Origin of the sequence: Pseudooctadecabacter sp. (genome assembly GCF_965657175.1) — a bacterium.
Classification (GTDB): domain Bacteria; phylum Pseudomonadota; class Alphaproteobacteria; order Rhodobacterales; family Rhodobacteraceae; genus Octadecabacter.
Map to the genome: position 1 here is coordinate 1 of NZ_CBFHNH010000029.1, position 22,763 is coordinate 22,763.

Sequence of the window (22,763 nt, forward strand, 5' to 3'; positions counted from 1 at the left end):
CAGCCGGATAAACCGCCATGCGCGGTTTGATGAGGACGCGTTTGAAGACCAGTCAGGCGATCCGCTGGACAATCTGCGTGCGCTGATTGCCGAAAGCCGGATTGATCTGCCTGAGGATTTGCCAGCAGCCTCTGCCGGGCTTTTTGGCTATCTGGGCTACGATATGATCCGGCTGGTGGAACATCTGCCCGATGTGAACCCCGACCCGCTGGGCCTGCCCGACGCGGTTCTGCTGCGCCCGTCAGTGGTGGCAGTGCTGGACGGGGTAAAGGGCGAGGTGATCCTTGTGGCCCCCGCCTATGCGGGCACCGGCCAATCCGCCAAAGCCGCCTATGCGCAGGCCGCGGAACGGGTGATGGACGCCCAACGCGCACTGGAATTGCCGGTGCCCGCCGCCGAATTGGCCAGCTTTGAGGACAGCACCGAAACCGAGCCTGTCTCCAATTTCACCAAAGACGGCTACATGGCCGCCGTTGAGAAAGCCAAAGACTACATCCGTGCCGGTGACATCTTTCAGGTGGTGCCTGCCCAACGTTGGACCCAGACCTTTCGCGAACCGCCCTTCGCGCTGTATCGCAGCTTGCGCCGCACCAACCCGTCGCCGTTCATGTTCTTTTTCAACTACGGCGGCTATCAGATTATCGGGGCCAGCCCGGAAATTCTGGTGCGTGTCTTTGGCAACGAAGTCACCATCCGCCCCATCGCGGGCACCCGCCCTCGCGGTGCCACCCCGGACGAGGACCGCGCGAACGAGGCTGATTTGATGGCCGACCAGAAAGAACTGGCCGAACATCTGATGCTGCTGGATCTGGGGCGCAACGACACGGGCAAGGTCTCCAAGATCGGCACTGTGCGTCCCACAGAACAATTCATCGTGGAACGCTACAGCCATGTGATGCACATCGTCAGCAACGTGGTGGGTGAATTGGCAGAAGACCAAGACGCGCTGTCCGCGTTCTTTGCCGGTATGCCCGCTGGCACCGTCTCAGGTGCGCCAAAGGTCCGCGCGATGGAGATCATCGATGAACTGGAACCCGAAAAACGCGGCATCTACGGCGGCGGTTGCGGATATTTCAGCGCAAATGGCGACATGGATATGTGCATCGCCCTGCGCACGGCGGTGCTGAAGGGCGACCAACTTTATATTCAAGCGGGCGGCGGTGTGGTCTACGACAGCGACCCAGAGGCGGAATATATGGAGACGGTGCACAAATCCAACGCCATCCGCCGCGCTGCCGCCGACGCCGCCACCTTCCGAAGTGGCAATTCCTAAGACCTGGTGACGGCCCTCCAAACCAAGGTTGGGCTGCTCCATTGGGGCCACTCCAAGACGGCTTCTGGGCTCCGCCCGTTCTCGCCTGAAACCCGCCACCGGAGGCTTTCCGGGACGGCTTGAACTCTCTGGTTCACAAATACCTAAACATCAGACCGTCCCGCACATCCACCGATGCGGTGACGGCGCCCCCGTCTCCACGGTCCCCCTAAAATTCGTAGAATTTTAGCCCCCGCCCGCCGCAGGCGCCGATCGCAGATCGTCCCTCACTCTGCGGTCAGAACGGCACTCAGCGGGACCAGCGCCACTTGATCTTCACCATTGGCCGTCCCCCACAAAATCAACGCAGAAATCGTGTCGGGCCGCACGCGACCCACCAACACCACGCCGGTTTCCTGACGCGCGCGGAAGGCCGCTTGGTCGACAAAACGGCGAATGACGCGGGCGTCTTGGCCGTCGGCGTCCAGATCGCGGTAGACTGTGGTGGCGGGCACACCGGATTGTTCTGCGGCCCGTCCTGCCATGTTCAGCCCTTGTGACACGGTCACAAAACCGCGTCCCTGATCGGCCAGAATTTCCATGGCTTGCGCCGTGACTTCTCGGTCTGATTGCAACCCGCCTTGCCCCATGTCCAAAACGGCAATGGCCTCAGGCAGGGCGGCAAAAACGCTCTCAAACGTCACCTCCACATCAGAGGGCTGCGCGCCTTGCGGCAGGTTGGCCATCACCGCCACTTCAAACCCATCCGCGCGGTAGGCCTCCATCGCCTGCTCCGCATCGGCACGGGCGGCATCCAGCACGATCGTCACTGGGAATGGCAGGCCCGACAGCGCCGCAGCCGCCGCAGACATGGACCCGTCATCAATCAAAAGCACCGACATCAACGGCTTGCCCGCAGGGTCCGGATAGCTGGCCGCATAGTCGACCAAAGCGTTGCTGGCAGCGGCGGCCTCGGCCTCAGGTTCGGCGGTTTCATCGCTGGTCGGGCGGCGCACGGTCACGCCGGTGTCGCGGTCCGTCAGCAAGGTGTTGCCTTGACCCTGAAATTGAATACGCGGCTGCGCGGGGCTGGCCAGCGCCAGATCATCGCCAGACACGGGATCTTCAGCGGGGGCTGCGTCTTCACCGGTTTGGGGCAGATCAACCACGAAGACATCTTCGTCTGGCTCGGGGGCCGCGGCTTCTGGCGTGGCACTTGCCTCGCCCTCGGCTTCAGCCTCCACTGCCACTTCCGCCTCGACCTCTGGTGCTGGGGCGGCGGGGGCTGTGACCTCCGCCTCTACGGCGACCTCTTCGGGCTCATCCACCAGAACCGGCGCTGCGGGGGCCGTGGACACTGTCAAATCCGCCTCATTTGACGGGACCTGCGGGGCGACAGACTGCGGGTTGGGCAGCACCGGATCAACCGGTTCGGCCACCAGATCTACGCCTTCTGCAGCTGCGGGAGCCTCCATCGCGCCTTCAATGGCAACAACATCCGGTTCATCCAAGGGTGCCGTGTCCGCCAACGGGGCCGCCACATCCGCCTCTTGCTGGACAGGGCTTGCGGGTTCCGCCGCCGCCCCCTCATCGCCCGGCAAATCGGGGGCCACGGGTTCGTCAATGCTGACACTGCCCACAGGCGTGGACGGGCCGTCATTGGCCGCCTCGGGCGTGTCTTCGACCTGCGGCGCGTCAACCAACGGCGGCGCAGGCGGCGTCACCCCTGCGGGTTGTTCACCCACCACTGACGCCACCGACAAGGCCAGTGCGGACACCAGCCCGCCGGTCACAATCCCACCGAAAAATCCCTGCATCTGCCCATCGTCCTCATCTGGTGCGGCGCCTCAGCCTCGTGGCTCTCTTCGGGCCCTGTTCAGGCCCCGCCGGATCATTGCAGGCCTTGACGCCCCCCCGCGCTCCGGCCCATGTATACGGCGACTATATAAGCGGGCGGGCCGTGTGCGGTAGCCCCAAATTAACCCAATCCAAAGGCGGCGGATCCATGCTCCTGCTCATCGATAACTATGACAGCTTCACCTATAATCTGGTGCATTATTTCGGGGAATTGGGCGCCGATGTGGTCGTGCGCCGCAATGACAAGATCGACGTGCAAGAGGCGATGGGCATGGGCGCCACCGGCATCGTGTTGTCGCCAGGTCCTTGCGATCCCGCGCAGGCCGGCATCTGTCTGGCCCTGACCAAAGCCGCAGCTGAGACCAAAACCCCGCTCATGGGCGTGTGCCTTGGCCATCAGACCATCGGTGAGGCCTTCGGCGGCAAGGTCATCCGCTGCCATGAAATCGTGCACGGCAAAATGGGCACGATGCACCACACCGGCACATCGGTTTTCGCAGGCCTGCCCAGCCCGCTTGCGGCCACGCGTTATCATTCCCTCATCGTCGACCGCGCCACCTTGCCGGACTGTCTTGAAGTCACTGCGGAGTTGGAGGACGGCACCATCATGGGCCTGCGGCACCGCGAACTGCCCATGCACGGCGTGCAGTTTCACCCCGAAAGCATCCGGTCAGAACACGGCCACGCCATGCTGAAAAACTTCCTCGACATTCTGCCTGCCAAAGAAGGGGCCGCCGCATGAGCGATGCCATGAAACCCATCATCCACGCCGCCACCGAAGGACCGCTGGCCCGCGCCCAAGCCGAGGCCGCCTTTGAGGAATTCTTCAACGGCACAGCAACCCATGCCCAGATGGCGGGGCTGTTGATGGCGATGCGCACGCGCGGCGAAAGCGTGGCTGAATACGCCGCCGCCGCCGCCGTCATGCGCGCCAACTGCGTGCCCGTGAATGCGCCCCAAGGGGCGATGGACATCGTCGGCACCGGCGGCGACGGCAAAGGCACGCTCAACATCTCGACCGCCACCGCCTTTGTGGTGGCAGGCGCAGGCGTGCCGGTGGCCAAACACGGCAACAAAAACCTCAGCTCGCTCTCTGGGGCCGCCGATGCGCTGACGGAAATGGGCGTGAACACCATGGTGGGCGCCGATGTGGTCGAACGTGGTCTGGCCGAAGCAGGCATCGGCTTCATGATGGCCCCTATGCACCATCCGGCGATCAAACACGTCATGCCCGTCCGGCAAGAGTTGGGAACCAAAACGATCTTCAACATCCTCGGGCCACTGACCAATCCCGCAGGCGTCAAACGCCAACTCACTGGCGCCTTTGCGCCCGATCTGATCTTTCCCATGGCCGAAACCCTCAAGGAACTGGGGTCGGAGGCCGCATGGCTTGTGCACGGATCCGACGGTACCGATGAAATCACGATCACCGGCCCCACCGCGGTCGCGGCCCTTTCGGGCGGCATGATCGTGGCCCGCGAAGTCCACCCCGAGGACGCAGGCCTGCCCGTCCATCCGTTTGAGGCGATTATGGGCGGCGCACCGGCGGACAACGCCCGCGCCTTCCGCGCCCTGCTGGATGGCGAACACTCCGCCTACCGCGATGCGGTACTACTGAACGCCGCCGCCGCACTGCTGGTCGCTGGCAAGGTCGAAGGGTTGAAAGCCGGGGCCGCCATGGCCGCTGAAAGCATCGATTCAGGGGCCGCCAAAGGCTGCCTCGAAACCCTTGCCCGCATCACATCAGCCTCGTGATCCTGCCACGGCCGGACCTGCCTGGCTGGACCGATCTGCCGTTCTGGGACACGGCCTTTCCGGCCGTGCAACAGGCACTGGCAGCCGACGTCAGGGATATTCTGCCACCCGCGGATCAGGTCTTTGCGGCCCTCGCGCGCACTTCGCCCGAAGACACCCGCGTCGTCGTTCTGGGTCAGGACCCGTACCCAACACCGGGCCACGCCCACGGGTTTGCCTTCTCTGCCGAAAGCGATGTGAAACCGCCCGCGTCCTTGCGCAATATCTTTGCAGAAATGGAGGCGGATGTGGGCCAACGCCCGGCGTCGTCCGATCTGCGTCACCTCGCCGATCAGGGCGTGCTGTTGCTGAACACCGCGCTGACAGTGCCCGCAGGACAGCCCGGTGGCCATGGCAAATTGGGCTGGGCCGCCCTGACGCGCGATGTGCTGGCCCGGCTGAGTGACCGACCTCGCGCGTTTGTGCTGTGGGGCAATCACGCACGCGGCTTTGCCAAACACATCACAGCACCCCAAACGGGGACGCATTTGATCCACGAAAGCGGCCACCCGTCCCCGCTGTCGATCAAACAGTTTCGAGGGTCACGGCCCTTCAGCGCGGTCAATACTTGGCTCACGGCGCAAGGCGACGTTCCCATTCACTGGGCGCAGGCCTTAAAGGACACTTAGGTTGTCATCCGTTCCCGGCTGAAACGCCCCACTGGGGCCTTTCCAAGACGCCTCGGGTCTCCGACCATTCTTCGACTGAAACGCCCCACTGGGGCCTTTCCAAGACGCCTCGAATTCTCTGGTTCTCAAATACCTCCGCCGGAGGCCAAATTTTCGAAGAAAATTTGCACCCCGCCCGCCGCAGGCGCGATTGCCTTTGGCAATCAGCACCGCTACCTATCCATTCATGGATATTCTGGACAAAATCAAAGCCTACAAACTCGACCATATCGCCGCCTGCAAAGCCGCGCGCACCTTGGCCGATGTTGAGGCCGCCGCCCGCACAGCCTCCGCTCCCCGCGGGTTTGCCGACCGCCTGGTCGAGGCCAGCCGAGAAGGCTATGGCCTGATCGCGGAAATCAAAAAGGCCAGTCCCTCCAAAGGTCTGATCCGCGAAGATTTCAACCCGCCAAAGCTCGCACAGGCCTATGCCGACGGCGGGGCCACCTGCCTGAGCGTTCTGACCGACGCCCCCAGCTTCCAAGGCGCCGATGAATTTCTGACCCAAGCGCGCGACGCCTGTGACCTGCCCGCCCTGCGCAAGGATTTCATGTATGACCCCTATCAGATCGCCGAAGCCCGCGCCTTGGGCGCCGACGCGATCCTGATCATCCTCGCCTCCGTCGAGGACACTCAAGCCGCAGAGCTTGAAGCCGCAGCGTTTGAGTGGGGCATGGATGTCCTGCTCGAGGTTCACAATACCGCGGAACTCGACCGTGCCTGCCACCTGAAATCACCGCTGATGGGCATCAACAATCGTAACCTCAAGACCTTCGATGTCACGCTGGACACCACGCGGACCCTGTCCAAACAGGTGCCCGCCGATCGGTTGATCGTCTGCGAAAGCGGGCTGTACACACCGGATGATCTGGCCGATATGGCCCGCTACGGCGCGCGGACCTTTTTGATTGGCGAAAGCCTCATGCGGCAAGACGATGTGACCGCCGCGACGCGCAGCTTGCTGGCCAACCCCGTGACCATGGGCGGCATGTAATGACGGACCGGCTCTCTCATTTTGATGGGGCCGGACAGGCCCATATGGTCGATGTCTCGGACAAGGCCGTGACGGACCGTATCGCCACAGCCGAGGCGTGGGTCAAAATGGCGCCCGAAACCCTCGCCCATGTGACCGCAGGGACCGCCAAAAAGGGCGACGTGCTGGGCATCGCGCGGATTGCAGGCATCCAAGGGGCCAAGAAAACCTCCGACCTAATCCCCCTGTGCCACCCGCTGCCGATCACCAAAGTGGCCCTCGACCTTGTCCCCGACGACACCCTGCCCGGCGTGCGCATCTCCGCCACGGTCAAGACGACGGGCCAGACCGGTGTGGAAATGGAAGCCCTCACCGCCGCCTCGACTGCCGCGCTGACGATCTACGACATGCTGAAGGCCGTTCAAAAAGACATGGACATCGGCGGCCTGCGCGTCACCCTCAAAGACGGCGGCAAATCTGGCCGGTTTGAGGGATGAGCGCCGCCCGCTCTCTCGAACTCTTTTTTATAGATGGCCGCCCCGACGGCATGCTGACGGCGCAGGTTTTCAACTGGACGGGCCATGTTCTACGCATCCCCCGCACCCGCCTGAAGGAGGGATTGGCCCGCGAAGAGGCAAAATTCACCGGCGTCTACCTCCTGATGGGGGAAACGTCTGACGGACCTCTGGCATATGTGGGCGAAGCCGAAGATATGGCTGCTCGGCTGCGCACCCATGCGGCCAGCAAAGACTGGTGGGACACGGCGGTCCTGATCACCACAAGCGCCGACAATTTGCACAAAGCTCATGTCCGATACCTAGAAGCGCGCTTGGTCACGATCGCCCGGGACGTGGCATTGACCACCCTAGAGAATGGGAACCAACCGTCCGGGGCCAGCCTGTCTGAGGCGGATCGGGCCAACATGGAAAGCTATCTTGAGACCCTGATGATGGTTCTGCCTGCCATCCGGGTCGATAACTTTCTCCTAAAAAAGCGCGAGACTTCAACGGTTCAACACAGCGAGACGACCGAGGTGCGGTTCGAATGCGTCGTCCCACGTTACGATGTCCATGCATTTGCAGTCTTGAAAGAAGGCGAAATGATTGTTCAGGCGGGCTCAAAGGTGCGGCCCACGTGGGTCGGTGACAGGACTTACAACACACATTACTGGACCCTCTTTGACACTTTGGTGTCTAAAGGCATCATCGCAGACGGTCTTTTTACCGAGGATTACGCGTTCTCCAGTCCCTCCGCCACGGCTGCTGTCGTCTCAGGACGATCCAGCAATGGTCGTAAGGCTTGGAAGGTTGCCGGGAGCGATCAAAGCTATGCAGACTGGGAAGACATGCAACTGACGCAGGTGGCCACGTGATCTCCGTCGACACAGCACAGGCGCTGTGTTTGGGGTTGGTGCGCGCGGGCCCCGCGGAGGACGTGGACCTTGCGCAGGCCTTGGGCCGCGTTTTGGCCACCCCCCTGACCGCAAAACGGGATCAGCCGCCGTTTTCAGCCTCGGCCATGGATGGCTATGCGGTTCAAAGCGGTCAAGCGACGACAGGCAGCACCTTTGATGTGATCGGGGAAGCCGCCGCCGGGCATGGATGGGACGGGCATGTAGGCCCCGGACAGGCCGTGCGGATTTTCACCGGTGCGCCGGTGCCCGACGGAGCAACCCGTGTGATTATTCAGGAAAACGTGACCCGCATCGGGGATCAGATTACCCTGACAGAACCCCTGAAAGACAACATCAATATCCGCCCGCAAGGCGCTGATTTTACGAGAACCTTTTCCCTGGACGCCCCCCGTGCGTTGACCCCCGCCGATCTGGCGCTGATTGCCGCGATGAACCACGCGAATGTCGCGGTGACCCGCCGCCCCAAAGTCGCGCTCATCTCAACGGGGGATGAACTTTTGATGCCGGGGGGGGATCCCGGGCCGGATCAGATCATCGCCTCCAACGTCTTCGCGCTGCAGGCCATGCTGGCCCAAACCGGGGCTAAGGCGCATGTTCTGCCCATCGCGCCCGACACAACTGAGGCACTGGACGCGACTTTGGCGCAGGCCGCAGATTGGGGGGCGGATATCATCGTCACCATCGGCGGCGCGTCGGTGGGCGATCATGACCTTGTGGCCCCCGCCCTCGACCGCTTCGGCGTTACCCGCAGTTTCCACAAAATCGCCATGCGCCCGGGCAAACCGCTGATGGCAGGCGCTAAGGGCGATGTCGCCTTCCTTGGCCTGCCAGGAAATCCCGTGTCGGCGGTGGTCTGTGGTCATCTGTTCTTGCTGCCTATGGTGCGGCGCGCGCTGGGGCTGGGTGATGTTCTGCCCCCTGCACTGACCGCCCGCCTGACCGCGCCGCTTCCGGCTGGTGGGCCCCGCGCGCACTACATGCGCGCGCGCTTTGACGAAGGGGATGCCGCGCGGCAGGTCACCGCCTTCGACCGCCAAGACAGTTCCATGTTGACGGTGCTGGCGGAGGCCAATTGCCTGCTGCTGCGCCCCATTGATGACGCGCCCAAGGCGGCAGGCGATGCTGTGACGATCTATCCGATCTGAAACAGAACATATTGACACAAAACAAGAACACCAGTAGAACATCCCGAACCACAGCTGTTGAGGGAGAGGGCGCATGCTCACCAAGAAGCAACTTGATCTACTGGAATTCATCCACAAGCGCGTGCAGCGCGACGGGGTGCCGCCCAGCTTTGATGAGATGAAGGAAGCCCTTGATCTGCGGTCAAAATCCGGCATCCACCGGCTGATTACAGCCCTAGAGGAACGCGGGTTTATCCGCCGTCTGGCACACCGTGCGCGGGCATTGGAGATCGTGAAACTTCCCGACGCGCTTGAGGCAAAGCTGGGCGGCGCGCCTGCCCCATCGGGATTCACGCCCAAGGTGATTGACGGCGACCGGCCCGACAGCCGTCCGGCGGCGGCACAACCGCTGGAGAATGGTGGCGCAATTGAATTGCCTGTCATGGGTCGGATCGCGGCGGGTGTGCCCATCGCCGCCATCTCAGAGGTCAGCCGCAACGTGGCGGTGCCTGCCGCCATGGTTGGCAAGGGGGATCACTATGCGCTTGAAGTCAAAGGCGATTCCATGATCGACGCGGGCATCAATGATGGTGACGTAGTGATCATTCGTGAAACGCAGATAGCCGACAATGGCGATATCGTCGTGGCACTGGTCGAAGACGCAGAGGCCACGCTGAAACGCTATCGCCGCAACGGCAATGCCATCGCGCTTGAGGCGGCGAACCCTGCCTATGAAACCCGTCTGTTCCGGGATGATCAGGTAAAGGTTCAGGGCCGTTTGGTCGGGCTGATCCGGTCCTACTAAAGCCGCGCCAGCGCGCGGGTCAGCGGGGTATCCCGCTGACGCACTGCGCGCGTGTTCCACAGCCTGTCGCCTGTGCGGTCGCGTACTGTTTCAAGGCGCAGGCGCCCGTCCTCCACCCACCCCGCGACAGCGCCCGTTTGGCGCAACTGGCGGATGTCGAACAGGGTGCAGCCTGCGGGGGCGCTGTGGTCTTGATTGGTAATCAGGATATCCGCGCCGCCACAGCCTGACAGCTCGGCCAGCGCCGTTTTGCCCCTGATGTTGATGACCTCAGTCTGGCCCAAAGTGGCGCGGATGATGCGGCCTTGTTCATCAAGGCCTGCCCGCCCATAGGCGTCCTGTTGCGGCACCGGCGCGCCGTCGTTTTCCAGCCAGCTGGTGGCGGCGAAACTTTCTCCGCGCGCCTTGGACACCGCGCGGCCCTCCTGTGTCATCACCCCGATCAGCGATCCGCTGTCCGCGATCAACAGATCGGGCCGGTCGGCCACCTGCCACAGGGCGAACCCCAACATCAGTGGCACGAGACCGGCCCAACGGGCCGACCCGCGCCACAAGATTACGACCAATCCACCCAAAGCGATCAACACCAAGACCTCCGGCCCCGGTGTCACCACATGGCGCAGGCTGCCGCCCAACCCAGTCACGAAATGCGCAACGCCCAAAATCCAGCTGAGGCCAAGATCCATCAGCCACAGCCCGATCCCCTCCAACCCTACGGGCCACAGGACTGTGGCCAGCACCGCCGAGGGCATGACAAGCGTGCCCATCAACGGCACGCTCAGCAGATTGGCAATCAGCCCGTATTGGGCGATCTGGTTGAAATGGAACGCGGCGATGGGCGCTGTGGCCAGCCCCGCCACCAGCGACGACACCACCACGGCCCCTACAGGGCGCAGCCAACGGGGCACGGCGTCCATGGGCACATGGCGGATCCCAGAAAACACGGCGACAAGGGCGGTGGTCGCGGCAAAGGACATCTGGAACCCCGGGCCGAACAGCGCCTCTGGCCGCAGGATCAGCACAAGAATGGCGGCGATGGCCACCGCCCGCAGGGTCAAAGCGCGCCGGTCGCACAGCACCGCCACCAACATCACTGCCACCATGATAAACGCCCGTTGCGTGGCGATATTACCACCTGACAAAGCCAGGTAGCAGGCCGCGACGATCAAGGCCGCGACGGCCGCGATTTTCTTGGTCGGAAACCGCAGCGCCACGCGCGGGAAAAGTGCCAGACCATAGCGCACCAGCCCAAAGATGAAGGCTGCCAGAATGCCCATGTGCATCCCCGAAATCGCTAGCAAATGCGCAAGGTTGGACGCCCTGAGTGCTGCCAGCGACGCCTGCCCCATGGCGCTTCGGTCGCCGGTCATGATGGCGGCTGCGAAGGCCCCGGCCTCCCCCTCCATGCGCGCCTGCACGCCTTGGCTGATCGCCACCCTTTGGCGGTACACCCACAGGCCCGCCGCCCCGTCAGACGCAGGCCGCGCCAGCAACACCGGCGTGCGCGTGTAGCCCACAGCGCCCAAGCCCTGAAACCATGCCATGCGTTGAAAATCGAAGCCCCCGGGTTCCACAGGGCCCGAGGGCGGCGACAGGTGCCCCGTCAAAATGACCGTCTGGCCCGGCTCTGGGGTGATGAAGCCCTGTTCGCCATGCAAGGACACGCGCACCTTCGCGGGTGTGCGGCTTGGGTCCATCCGTTCGAGGACCACGCGGTCAAGGGTCAGGCGCACGGCCTCGGATTGGGAACGGTCAATGGCCACGATGCGCCCTTCGATGGCGCCGTAATAGCGAAAGCCCAGCACCGGTTCGGCCACCATATGCGCACGCACGCCAGCCAAACCGAACCCGCCCGCAATCAGCGCCAGCGCCACCACCGCGATGCGCAGGCCCTCAGGCAGCCAACGTTGCACAGCCCAAACGACCAAAGCGCAGACCAACAGCGTGGTGGACAGGGCCAGGGGCGGTTCAAATTTCAGCCCGAAATAAAGAGCAATCCCCAGGGACAGCCCAAGAGGCGTCCACAAAAACAGATAGTCCCGCTGGGCAGCAATCTGGCCCATCAGCGCTTGCATCTCTTGTCCTCCGACGGCGGGCTTAGTATCTGCGGCGCAACGCCCGGCCCCCTGCGGCCCCAACTTCACCATTTTGTAGTTAGCAAAAGGTTAATTTCCATGTCCGAACGTCCCGTCGTCACCCGTTTCGCCCCTTCGCCCACGGGCGCCCTGCACATCGGCGGCGCACGCACGGCGCTGTTCAACTGGCTTTATGCCCGTGGTCGGGGCGGCAAGTTCCTGTTGCGGATCGAGGACACGGACAAAGCCCGATCCACGGATGAAAACCGGCAGGCCATTCTGGACGGGCTGACGTGGCTGGGTCTGGATTGGGACGGCGCACCCACATCACAGGCCGCCAATGCGGACCGCCATGCTGAAGTCGCGCTGCAAATGCTGGCCGATGGCACGGCCTACAAATGTTTCTCAACCCAGGATGAGATTGAGGCCTTTCGCGAAGAGGCCCGCGCCAACAAAACCTCCACCCTGTTCCGGTCCCCATGGCGCGATGTGCCCGAGGCTGATCACCCTGACGCGCCCTATGTGATCCGCGTCAAAGCCCCCCGTGAGGGATCCGTGACCTTGCATGACGAAGTGCAGGGCCATGTGACCTATCAGAACGACCAGTTGGACGACATGGTGCTGCTGCGTTCGGACGGATCGCCGGTTTATATGCTCGCCGTGGTGGTCGATGACCACGACATGGGCGTGACCCATGTGGTGCGCGGCGATGACCATCTGGCCAATGCCTTCCGCCAGAACCTAATTTACGACGCCATGGGCTGGGACAAACCCGTGCTGGCGCATATCCCGCTGATTTTCGGGCCCGACGGCAAGAAACTGTCGAAGCGGCACGGGGCCACAGGTGCGGCCGAATATCAGGCCATGGGCTATCCTGCGGCGGGGATGCGCAATTACCTCACACGGCTGGGATGGTCGCACGGGGATGACGAATTTTTCACCGACGCGCAGGCGCGGGACTGGTTTGATCTTGACGGGATCGGCAAATCCCCTGCCCGGTTTGACACCAAAAAGCTGGAAAATCTGTGTGGCCAACATATTGCCGCCGCAGACGATGCTGCACTGCTGCATGAGTTGGAGGACTATCTGGCCGCCACCGACCAGCCTGCCCTTACGTCACCACAACGTGACGGAATGTTGAAAGCGATGCCAAGCCTGAAAGAACGGTCGAAGACCTTCCCCGAACTGCTTGATAAGGCTCACTTTGTTCTAACGTCCCGCCCTATTGTGCCAGATGAAAAGGCCGCCAAGGCGCTGGATGATGTACACAAAGGTATACTGGCGGAATTGACGCCGCAGTTGCAAACTGGTAGCTGGGCGCGAGACGACCTCGAAGGGATCGTGGGCGCCCTTGCTGAGGCCCATGACACCAAACTTGGCAAACTGGCCGGACCGCTTCGCGCGGTTCTTGCAGGGCGCGCGGTGTCCCCTTCTGTCTTTGATATGATGCTGGTCCTTGGGCGGGACGAAACCATCGCCCGGATCAAGGACGCGACGGGCTGAAACCAGTTGCTAACACTTGGGTGTTAGCGGGGTCTCGCCGGAGATTTGACGACGCAGCGGGCCTTTGCACCCGTCTTGCGTGCCTAGAAAGGGAAAACACATGGCCGAACAAAAAACAGCAACGCTGACCATTGATGGCAAATCTTATGAGCTGCCGATCCACTCCCCCACGGCGGGACCTGATGTGATCGACATCCGTAAGCTTTACGGTCAGGCCGGTGTGTTCACCTATGATCCGGGTTTCACATCTACCGCTGCCTGCGACAGCACCATCACCTTTATTGACGGCGACAAGGGTGAATTGCTGCACCGTGGCTATCCGATCGACCAGCTGGCGTCTGACAGCCACTATCTTGAGGTGTGCTATGCGCTTCTCTACGGTGATCTGCCCTCGGCTGAGCAGTTGGAAACGTTCGAAAGCCTTGTGACCAACCACACGATGCTGCACGAACAGATGGCCAATTTCTTCCGAGGGTTCCGCCGCGATGCGCACCCGATGGCCATCATGGTCGGCGTCGTGGGTGCGATGTCCGCGTTCTATCACGACAGCACCGATATCAATGACCCCCACCAGCGTGAGGTCGCGACGATCCGCCTGATCGCCAAGATGCCCACGATTGCCGCTTGGGCCTATAAATATACCATCGGTCAGCCGTTTGTGTATCCGCGCAACGATCTGGACTATGCGTCCAACTTCCTGCGCATGTGTTTTGCCGTGCCCGCCGAAGACTACGAAGTGAACCCGATCCTCGCCCGCGCCATGGACCGTATTTTCACGTTGCATGCCGATCACGAACAAAACGCGTCGACCTCGACCGTGCGTTTGGCCTCTTCCTCCGGCGCGAACCCCTTCGCCTGTGTCGCGGCGGGCATCGCCTGTCTGTGGGGTCCGGCCCACGGCGGCGCCAACCAGGCGTGTCTTGAGATGCTGAAAGAAATCGGCAGCGTTGACCGCATTCCTGAATTCATCGCCCGCGCGAAGGACAAGAACGACAGCTACCGCCTGATGGGCTTTGGCCACCGCGTTTACAAAAACTTCGACCCGCGTGCGACCGTCATGAAAGAAAGCGCGGATGAGGTGCTTGAACTTTTGGGTGTGGAAAACAACCCGCTGTTGCAGGTCGCGATGGAGCTTGAAAAGCAGGCGCTGGCTGACCCCTACTTCGCTGAGAAAAAGCTGTTCCCGAACGTCGATTTCTATTCCGGCATTATCCTTGAGGCCATGGGTTTCCCCACATCGATGTTCACGCCGATCTTTGCAATGGCGCGCACCGTGGGCTGGATTTCCCAGTGGAAAGAACAGCTGGACGATCCACAGCTGAAAATCGGCCGCCCCCGTCAGCTTTATTGCGGCATGACAGCGCGCGATTACGTGGATATCGAAAAGCGCTAATCGACGCTGGATTTCAGATCAAAGGCCCTTCAGGATTCCCCTGGAGGGCCTTTTTCATGCTTAAAACCAAACGCCTGATCCTACGCGAACCCCGCCCGTCGGACATCGACGCCATGTTCGCCGCCTATTCCGACTCAGAGGCCATGCGCTATTGGTCCACGCCGCCCCATGCGACCGCGGATGTGACGCAAAAGATCCTCGACGGTCGCATCGCCCATTGGGCCGAAGCACCGGTGAATTTCCAGATTGAAATGGACGGCCAATACATTGGAAATGCAGGAAATTACGCCCGTAATGAGGTCGGGTTCATGGTGCGACGTCCGTTTTGGCGGCAAGGCATTTTGACCGAAGCCATGGCTGCAATACTTCCGCATCTGTGGCGGGTGACGGATCATGACCATCTGTTTGCGGATGCCGACCCTAACAATGCGGCCTCCTGCGGGGTGTTGAAATCCCTTGGATTTCACGAAACGCACAGGGCGCGGAACACCTTTTGCATTGACGGCGTTTGGGTCCACAGCGTCTATTTCAGGCTGGACCGTCCCGGTTAATCACATGATTTCGCATACAAATGTATGCGAAATTGATGCTATTTTGCCGCAGGTGTCGCACCCTGAAAGATGTCTTGTGACGTCCCATATACCGATCAGACACATCAACGGAGTTTGAACGGATATGAAACACGAACAGGGTTTTGACGTCACGGCTGCTGAATTTGCACCGCTGCACCACACACCTCAGGACTGGCGCGACCGGTTTGCGTTCCGTCTGGTCAAACTCATGCGGATCATTCCCGACAAATTCTTTGCAAAACGATATGGCCACCGCGCTGTCGTGCTGGAAACCGTCGCAGCCGTACCGGGCATGGTTGGCGGGCTGTTGCAGCACCTTAAGGCAATCCGTCACATCCGCGACGACCAAGGCTGGATCAAGGAATTGATCGAAGAGGCTGACAACGAACGCATGCACCTTATGACGTTCATCGAAATCGCGCAGCCCAGCAAGTTTGAACGGTTCCTGATCATGGCCGTGCAGCTGATCTTCTATAACGCCTATTTCTTCCTGTACCTGCTGGCCCCACGGGTCGCACACAGGGTTGTTGGCTATCTGGAGGAAGAGGCCGTGACCTCCTACACCCAATATCTGGCTGAAATTGACGCGGGCAACATTGAAAACATCCCTGCCCCGCAAATCGCCAAGGCCTATTGGAACCTGCCCGACGACGCGCGGTTGCGTGAAGTCGTCATCGTGATCCGGCAAGACGAAGCCGAACACCGCGACACCAACCACCATTTCGCGGACAAAATCGTGGAACGTGCGGCACCCTAGAAACAGTCTGTTTCAATCTGGACCTCCCGCTGGGATCCAAAACTGGTTAATGTCCCCTCAAACTCGTGTTTTGAGGGGATATTTGTATGGAGCTTCTATTCTTGCTCGCCAGTATCGGCCTGTTGTCATTGCTGGATTTCGGCGGCGGATCATCGGGCGGCGGCACTGAAGACGAACCCGACACCGTCGGTGACCCGATTGAGGGCACGGAGCTTGCAGATGACATCGAAGGCACGTCGTTGGGTGAAACGATCACCGGTTCAGGTGGCTTTGACGATATTGCCGCGGGCGGCGGCGATGACGTGGTCTTTGGCGGATTTGGCCAAGACCTGATCGAAGGCGGCGCAGGCGATGATATTCTGAACGGTGAAAACTGGAATGACGGCCTGTTTGGTGGTGCCGGCGATGACGACCTTTACGGCGGCTCCAGCAACGACATCCTTGTCGGGGGCGACGGCAGTGACACCCTCTATGGCGGGTCCGGCAACGATGATTTGATCGACAGCTTTGGCGCGGACACGTTGTATGGGGGGGATGGCGACGACACCCTGGTGGCCTCCGACATCTTCACCCGCGATCTGACACCTCAAGACTACAGTGATCTGCGCGACGGCGCTCTGGGCCGCGATGAAGACGGTGAGATCATCTTCGAAGGCTTCGCCGTCGAAGGCGCGCCAGACACCGCCAGCACCGACACTCTCTATGGGGGTGCCGGTGATGATACCCTGCTGGTGGGCAACAATGATGTGGTCTTCGGGGGCGACGGAGAAGACGATTTTGTCGTCGGGGATTGGGTGAACGTGGATGGTGAAGGCACCGTGATCCGTGACTTTGACACCGCCGAGGATGTCCTGATCGTCGCCCTGTCCGATGACAATGCCGACGCGGAGGTGGACATCATCGACCGTGGTGCCACGATGGAGGTTCAGATCAACGGACAGACCGTTGTGCGCGTTGAAGGCACATTCGACAGCGTGGACGGGCTGGATGGCAGCATCCTGACAACCACCTATACACCTGCGGCCTAGACCCTAGCGCCCTTCGTATTTCGCGGGGCGCTTTTCAAGAAACGCCATCACGCCTTCCTGGAAGTCGCGTGTTTTGCCGCATTCGCCCTGCAGGCGGGCCTCGATGGCCAGCTGTTCATCAAGGGTATGCTCAAACGAGGCACGCAGCGCCTGTTTGATCCGCGTATAGGCTGCTGTCGGGCCTTGGGCCAGATGCAAGGCGCGGGCCGCGATGTGTGTGCCAAAATCAGCCAGCGGCACGGCCTCGAAAATCATACCCCAATCTGCGGCCTGACGGCCTGTGATCTTATCCCCAAAAAGTGCGGCCCCCATGGCCTTGGCCGCCCCCATCTGGCGCGGCAGAAAGTAGGTCCCACCGGCATCAGGGATCAGGCCAATGCGCGTAAACGCCTGTATAAAATAGGCTTCTTCTGCCGCGATCACCACGTCCGCGCACAGCGCAAGGTTGGCACCCGCACCCGCCGCAGCCCCGTGCACCGCCGAAATCGTAGGGATTTTACATTCCGCAATCGCACGGAGCATGGGCACATATTCGTCGCGCAACGTCCGTTCCAGATCAAGGTTCGTGGCATTGCCGCTGTCGCCCAGATCCTGACCGGAACAAAACGCATCCCCTGCACCGCCGATGATCAGCACCCGCGCCTCTTTTTCGGCCGCTTTGATGGCATGCACGATTTCAGCCCGCATCTGCACATTCAGCGCGTTCTTCAGCTCAGGCCGGTTCAACGTCAGGGTGGCGACGTTGTTTTTGATCTCAAGGGAAATGGCGGCGTATTCCATGGGGCGTCCTTTGCATGTCTTTCGACACAACCTAGTGAACTGCACGGTTTAGAAAAGCCCAAACGTGCCGTCACTTCGAATTCGTTACGATTTGAGGATATCGTTCAGACGCGCCTGTTCGTCCTCGCTCAACGCGTCAGACACAGGGGCGGAGGCGCGGCCTCGGACGGTGATAAAGGCCACCCCACCGGCCATGACCAACATCAAGGGGGCTGCCAGCCACAGCAAGATATTCGCGCCCTCAGCCTTGGGGTTCAGCAAAATGTAGTCGCCGTAGCGGTCCACAAGATACTGCAACGCTTGCGCATCGGTGTCACCGGCCACCAGCCGTTCGCGCAGCAAAATCCGCAAATCGCGGCTGATGCTGGCGTTGCTTTCATCGATGCTTTCGTTGCGGCACACGGGGCATCGGGCTGCACCGCCATCGTTGAGGTCGCCAAACGCAGCGCAACCATGATCGACAATGCGCGCACCACCCCCCTCATTCCGCAGGCACCGGTTTGGCGCGGCTGGCTTTTGTCGCCCCCGCCGCCACGCGCAACCGACGGTCGGTCAGCGATATCAATCCACCCAAGGCCATCAAGATCGACCCGCCCCAAATCCAATTGGCGAAGGGTTTGATATAGGCCCGCACCGCCCAGCCGCCGCCATCCTGGGCGTCGCCCAATGTCACGTAGACGTCCCGCAAGAGGCCATTGCGGATGCCGGCCTCGGTCGTGGGCATTTGCGCCACGGGGTAAAAGCGTTTCTCGGGGAAGACCTGCCCCACCTCGCGTCCGTTGCGGTAGACGATCATGTCAGCCCCCTCGCCCACGAAATTCGGCCCGTCGACTTGGCGAATACCGGCCAGTTCGACCTCATGTATCCCGACCTGCCAGCGGTCGCCCACCTGGGCTACGCGGATATCTTCGTCTTCCCATGCCAGCAGGGCCGCGACTGCGAAGACGGTGATCCCCATGCCTGCATGGGCGGTGAATTTGCCCCAATCGGCGCGCGGCAGACGGCGTAACCGGCCCAGACGGTCCGTCAGCGCGCCGCGTCCCGTGCGCAGCGCCAGATCAACGGTGGCCCCACCCACACCCCACGCGCCCAAGACCACACCAACAGGCCCCCAGCGCGGACCGTCCGGTCTGCAGAGCAAAGGCCAGCGCGCCCAAGGCAATCGCCAAGATCGCCACCGGCACCATCGGTTTTACCGCCTTGGCCAGCGACCCGCGTTTCCTCGCCAGAACGGACCCGATGGGCAAGATGATCGACAGTGCCACAAAGAACGGCGTGAAGGCCGCATCAAAGAACGGCGGCCCCACGGATACCTGTTCAGGCCGGTCAAAAAGACCGATGGCATAGAACGGGTTTTCGATACTGCGGCCTGCCATAGTCCAGCGCGCATCGGTGGACGCCAGTTCAATCACCAGCGGCCAGATCGTGCCCACAAAAACCACAAAGGACGACACCGCCAGCAGAACATTGTTGGCGACGAGGGCGGTTTCACGGCTGACCGTGCCAAAGACCCCCGTGGCGTCCGTGGCCGACGCGCGCATCGCAAACAGCAACAGCCCACCGCCCGTAAAGAACAGCAAAATCAACAAGATAAACACGCCGCGTTCGAGGTCATTGGCAAAGCCATGCACCGACGTCAGTACGCCGGCGCGCACGATGAACAGGCCCAACACAGAGAACCCAAAGGCCAAGATCGCCAACAGGATCGTCCAGGCCTTCAGGCTTTCGCGTCTTTCAACCGAGATGGCGCTGTGCAACAGGGCTGCCGCCAACAGCCACCGCATAAAGGACGCGTTTTCCACCGGATCCCAGAACCAGAAACCGCCCCATCCCAATTCGCAATAGGCCCACCACGACCCCAGCGCGATGCCGACCCTCAAAAACAGCGAAGCGGCCAGCGTCCAAGGCCGCACCCAGCGACCCCATGCTGCATCCACGCGCCCTTCAAGTAACGCGGCGATGGCAAAGCTGTACGACATGCTCAAACCGACATAGCCAAGGTACAAAAACGGCGAATGGAATGCCATACTGGGGTCCTGCAACAGCGGGTTTAGGTCACGCCGGTCAAAGGGCGGAAAATCCAGCCGTTCAAACGGGTTCGAGGTGAACAGGATAAAGGCATAGAACGCGACGATCACCGCCGACTGCACGCCCAGCACACGGGCCCTCAGGCTGGCGGGCAAATTGCCGCCAAACCAACTGGCACAAGCCCCAAACAGCACCAAGATCAGCAGCCACAGCAACATCGAGCCTTCGTGATGGCCCCAAACACCCGTGACTTTTTACAGCATCGGCTTGTCCGAATGGCTGTTGGCCACCACCAGTTTGAAAGAAAAATCAGACACGACAAAGACATAGGTCAGGACTGCAAAGCGCGCCCCCACCAAGATAAATTGCACTGTGGCTGCGGGGGCCGCCGTGGCCATCCACCCGCGCTCGCCTTTTGTGTGCGCCAATAAGCGGGACAACCATCTGCGCAACCCCGATCAGGGCCGCCAGAAACAATGCGAAATGTCCAAGTTCTGTAATCATCCCCCAAGTATAGGCCCCTTGGGGTGGGCTGCCAGCGCAACCGGCCCCGTAACATGGCGATGGGGCCGGTCAAATGGTCACGTCTGTGTCACATCAGGACTTTTGCTGCGCCCATTCTACAAGGGCCGCATTGTCGGCAGGCGCCGGCGCCTTTTGCGCCGAGGCGGGTGCAGGCGGTTCCGGTGCATCGACCTGCAACGCCTCCAACTGACGGGTGTTTTCAACGACCGTTGGCACCCGCGCCATGGTCTGCGCAATCGACCGCTGAAAATCCTGACTATGCGCTTGATGCCGCGCGCCAAAATAGAACGAAACAATTGCCCCCATCAGCCACCACAACGGATCGGGCACCAATGCGATGCCTTGCATCCGGCTGGCAAACCAAACCGGATCCACCATGGCGACGATGAACAATCCGATGTTGCCAAAGGCCAAAAAGGGCCGTGGCAACCGATTGAGCCCATCCATAAGCCGATCAAACCAACCCCGTCTCTCCACCATGAATTCAGCCGCATATTGTTGCATCGCCTGTTGTTTGACCGCAGCCTCACGCACACCGGCATTCTCCGCATTCTCACGAAAGACCTGCGCCGTCTCGACAATCACATTGCGCCCGCCGCCGAAAATGGCGCCGAATATCCGGTCAATCAGCCCCATCGTGCGGTCCTTTCGCGGTGCTCAGCCTCAGTCAGGTGAAACCGGGGGGAGATGAATTCCTCCGCCCGCACGATCCATCCGCCCTTGCCGCCATCGCGCCTGCGCGCATATTTGCGACTGGCCGGGCGGCCATCGGCAAGGCTGTAATAATAGTTGCGCCGCGCAATTCCGTAGGCATCCACGAAATGGTCCGGGGCTGCCGATAGCCCCTGCTGCGTCGCCGAAATCGTCTGCGGCCCGATCAGCCCGTCCACGCCCACCTCAATGCGCATGTCCCGCAGCAGCCGCTGCAAAATACGCACCGCATTGGCGCCCGCGTTGACGTACATATCAAACACCGTCGCATGAAGCGGTGCGGGCAGCTCCGCAATGCGGGGCCGGTCGAAATAGTGATCGATGAAAATGACCACCGCCTGATCCCGGCTGAGAACACGGACATCCTGCGCATCCACATCCCCGTCGCGGTCCAGATCAAGCCCCAAACGGCGCATTGTGTGAATGGTGACCCCGTGGTTGGTCGCCCCGCCCGGGTCATCGGGATCATTCACGTAGCCGCCCTCGCGGGCCACTATACCTTCGGCAATTTCCTCAACATCGTACATTCCGGCACCCCCATGTGTGTGGACACAAAGGGTGCAAGGAATTGGTTAACCGGTGGTGGTAGCACCGTCCGCTGTGTTAACCTCTGGCTCACAGAAATTCTGCGCCTCTTGCATGTCCTCGACCTCGGCGGGCATGTAGGTCTCATCGTGTTTGGCAAGGATTTCGACGGCCTCAAAGGTGCCGTTCACGTAGCGCCCCTGCCCGACCATGCCCTGACCTTCCTCGAACAGATCGGGCAAAATCCCCTCATAGGTCACGGGGACTGCGTTAAAACAATCGGTCACGATAAAGCTGACTTGGGTGCCGGTCCCGCGCTCAATCGAATCCTCGGCCACCATGCCACCGATGCGGAACAACTCCGTCTCGGCGGGGGGTTCGCTCACCACTTCCGTGGGCGACCGGAAATAGTTGATCCCATCACGCAAAGCATAGCCGATGGCCCCCGTGGACAAGGCCAAAGCCACAAAGGCCACGGCGATGATCTGGATACGTCTTTGTTTCTTGAGCGATTTCATACGCGCCTCATGGGAAAAGCGGTGCCATCATCAGCCCCGAAGTCTCCCGTACACATAACATCAGATTGGCGTTCTGCAAGGCTTGGCCCGATGATCCTTTCGTGAGATTATCAAGCGCCGCTACGACAATGGCGCGGCCCTCGCGGCGGTCCGCAACAACGCCCACATGGCAGAAATTCGATCCCCGAATGTGGCGGATGCTGGGATGTTCACCGAAGGGCAGAACCTCCAAGAACGGCTCGCCCTCATAGGCGGTTTCCAACGTCTTATGAATGACTTGCGCATCACCCTTCACGTAAACCGTCGCCAGAATGCCGCGGTTCGCGGGGATCAGATGGGGGGTAAACTGAACCTCAACGGGCCTCCCGGCCAGCGCCGAAAATTCCTGATCGAATTCGCCCAAATGCCGGTCCGTGCCTCCCACTGCATAGGCGTGGGCCCCCTCGGACAATTCCGCATGC

General features: G+C 61.3%; 21 protein-coding genes and 2 pseudogenes. 14 read left to right on the forward strand and 9 right to left on the reverse strand.

From position 1 onward, the window contains the following. Nucleotides 1–1,273 (forward strand): anthranilate synthase component I family protein (locus ACTG36_RS15905; RefSeq protein WP_439142918.1); only part of this gene is annotated, 1,273 nt, incomplete at its 5' end. A 266-nt stretch (nt 1,274–1,539) separates the two neighbouring features. On the opposite strand, the gene ACTG36_RS15910 is transcribed toward ACTG36_RS15905, so the two are convergent. Continuing rightward, nucleotides 1,540–3,069: a divergent polysaccharide deacetylase family protein gene (locus ACTG36_RS15910; protein WP_375281853.1), complete on the reverse strand. Its 1,530-nt coding sequence runs from the start codon at nt 3,067–3,069 to the stop codon at nt 1,540–1,542. 188 nt (nt 3,070–3,257) lie between these two features. Here ACTG36_RS15910 and ACTG36_RS15915 point away from each other — a divergent pair, with 188 nt between their 5' ends. The 8 genes from ACTG36_RS15915 to lexA all read left to right on the forward strand — a co-directional run bounded on the left by ACTG36_RS15915 (nt 3,258) and on the right by lexA (nt 9,887). Next, entirely contained in the window at nt 3,258–3,851 is a 594-nt protein-coding gene (locus ACTG36_RS15915; RefSeq protein WP_375281852.1) for an anthranilate synthase component II, read from the forward strand. Next, complete coding sequence (gene trpD, locus ACTG36_RS15920) at nt 3,848–4,864, forward strand: anthranilate phosphoribosyltransferase (protein ID WP_375281851.1); 1,017 nt, start codon at nt 3,848–3,850, stop codon at nt 4,862–4,864. The genes ACTG36_RS15915 and trpD overlap by 4 nt, the downstream gene beginning before the upstream one ends. Continuing rightward, entirely contained in the window at nt 4,861–5,532 is a 672-nt protein-coding gene (locus ACTG36_RS15925) for a uracil-DNA glycosylase (RefSeq protein ID WP_375281850.1), read from the forward strand. The genes trpD and ACTG36_RS15925 overlap by 4 nt, the downstream gene beginning before the upstream one ends. A gap of 226 nt (nt 5,533–5,758) precedes the next feature. Further along, nucleotides 5,759–6,565, forward strand: a complete 807-nt coding sequence (gene trpC, locus ACTG36_RS15930) for an indole-3-glycerol phosphate synthase TrpC (protein ID WP_439142929.1) — start codon at nt 5,759–5,761, stop codon at nt 6,563–6,565. After that, nucleotides 6,565–7,041 (forward strand): cyclic pyranopterin monophosphate synthase MoaC, encoded by a 477-nt coding sequence (gene moaC / locus ACTG36_RS15935; RefSeq protein WP_375281849.1) that lies wholly within the window; start codon nt 6,565–6,567, stop codon nt 7,039–7,041. The genes trpC and moaC overlap by 1 nt, the downstream gene beginning before the upstream one ends. Continuing rightward, on the forward strand, nt 7,038–7,916 hold the full coding sequence (locus ACTG36_RS15940; protein WP_375281848.1) for a GIY-YIG nuclease family protein: 879 nt from the start codon (nt 7,038–7,040) through the stop codon (nt 7,914–7,916). Before moaC ends, ACTG36_RS15940 begins: the two co-directional genes overlap by 4 nt. After that, nucleotides 7,913–9,103: a molybdopterin molybdotransferase MoeA gene (locus tag ACTG36_RS15945; protein WP_375281847.1), complete on the forward strand. Its 1,191-nt coding sequence runs from the start codon at nt 7,913–7,915 to the stop codon at nt 9,101–9,103. Before ACTG36_RS15940 ends, ACTG36_RS15945 begins: the two co-directional genes overlap by 4 nt. A gap of 73 nt (nt 9,104–9,176) precedes the next feature. Continuing rightward, on the forward strand, nt 9,177–9,887 hold the full coding sequence (gene lexA, locus ACTG36_RS15950) for a transcriptional repressor LexA (RefSeq protein ID WP_375281846.1): 711 nt from the start codon (nt 9,177–9,179) through the stop codon (nt 9,885–9,887). On the opposite strand, the gene ACTG36_RS15955 is transcribed toward lexA, so the two are convergent. Next, the gene (locus ACTG36_RS15955) at nt 9,884–11,962 is read right to left on the reverse strand and encodes a ComEC/Rec2 family competence protein (protein WP_439142923.1); all 2,079 of its coding nucleotides are present in this window, start codon (nt 11,960–11,962) and stop codon (nt 9,884–9,886) included. The genes lexA and ACTG36_RS15955 overlap by 4 nt on opposite strands. A 99-nt stretch (nt 11,963–12,061) precedes the next feature. On the opposite strand from ACTG36_RS15955, the gene gltX reads away from it, so the two are divergent. The 5 genes from gltX (at nt 12,062) to ACTG36_RS15980 (ending at nt 17,215) form a co-directional block, all read left to right on the forward strand. After that, nucleotides 12,062–13,465, forward strand: coding sequence for a glutamate--tRNA ligase (gene gltX, locus ACTG36_RS15960; RefSeq protein WP_375281440.1), 1,404 nt, complete (start codon nt 12,062–12,064; stop codon nt 13,463–13,465). A 100-nt stretch (nt 13,466–13,565) separates the two neighbouring features. Beyond that, nucleotides 13,566–14,858: a citrate synthase gene (gene gltA, locus ACTG36_RS15965; protein WP_375281439.1), complete on the forward strand. Its 1,293-nt coding sequence runs from the start codon at nt 13,566–13,568 to the stop codon at nt 14,856–14,858. Between the two features lie 56 nt (nt 14,859–14,914). Further along, on the forward strand, nt 14,915–15,409 hold the full coding sequence (locus ACTG36_RS15970) for a GNAT family N-acetyltransferase (RefSeq protein ID WP_375281438.1): 495 nt from the start codon (nt 14,915–14,917) through the stop codon (nt 15,407–15,409). 124 nt (nt 15,410–15,533) lie between these two features. Beyond that, nucleotides 15,534–16,187 carry an alternative oxidase gene (locus tag ACTG36_RS15975; protein WP_375281437.1) on the forward strand — a complete coding sequence of 218 codons (654 nt, stop codon included), beginning with the start codon at nt 15,534–15,536 and terminating at the stop codon, nt 16,185–16,187. An 86-nt stretch (nt 16,188–16,273) separates the two neighbouring features. Continuing rightward, on the forward strand, nt 16,274–17,215 hold the full coding sequence (locus ACTG36_RS15980; protein WP_375281436.1) for a calcium-binding protein: 942 nt from the start codon (nt 16,274–16,276) through the stop codon (nt 17,213–17,215). Nucleotides 17,216–17,218: 3 nt separating this feature from the next. Here ACTG36_RS15980 and ACTG36_RS15985 read toward each other — a convergent pair whose 3' ends face one another. The 7 genes and pseudogenes from ACTG36_RS15985 to ACTG36_RS16015 form a co-directional block, all read right to left on the reverse strand. Then, entirely contained in the window at nt 17,219–17,995 is a 777-nt protein-coding gene (locus ACTG36_RS15985; RefSeq protein WP_375281435.1) for an enoyl-CoA hydratase-related protein, read from the reverse strand. Nucleotides 17,996–18,079: 84 nt separating this feature from the next. Further along, nucleotides 18,080–18,406, reverse strand: a pseudogene (locus tag ACTG36_RS15990) (cytochrome c-type biogenesis protein); the annotation flags it as partial. Nucleotides 18,407–18,476: 70 nt separating this feature from the next. Beyond that, a pseudogene (locus tag ACTG36_RS15995) lies at nt 18,477–20,527 on the reverse strand (heme lyase CcmF/NrfE family subunit). A gap of 93 nt (nt 20,528–20,620) precedes the next feature. Further along, nucleotides 20,621–21,184: a holin family protein gene (locus ACTG36_RS16000; protein WP_375281433.1), complete on the reverse strand. Its 564-nt coding sequence runs from the start codon at nt 21,182–21,184 to the stop codon at nt 20,621–20,623. Next, nucleotides 21,175–21,786, reverse strand: coding sequence for a holin-associated N-acetylmuramidase (locus ACTG36_RS16005; RefSeq protein ID WP_375281432.1), 612 nt, complete (start codon nt 21,784–21,786; stop codon nt 21,175–21,177). The genes ACTG36_RS16000 and ACTG36_RS16005 overlap by 10 nt, the downstream gene beginning before the upstream one ends. 45 nt (nt 21,787–21,831) lie before the next feature. Beyond that, entirely contained in the window at nt 21,832–22,302 is a 471-nt protein-coding gene (ccmE, locus tag ACTG36_RS16010) for a cytochrome c maturation protein CcmE (protein ID WP_375281431.1), read from the reverse strand. Between the two features lie 7 nt (nt 22,303–22,309). Then, nucleotides 22,310–22,763: Asd/ArgC dimerization domain-containing protein (locus ACTG36_RS16015; RefSeq protein WP_439142927.1), on the reverse strand; the 454-nt coding region annotated here is incomplete at its 5' end.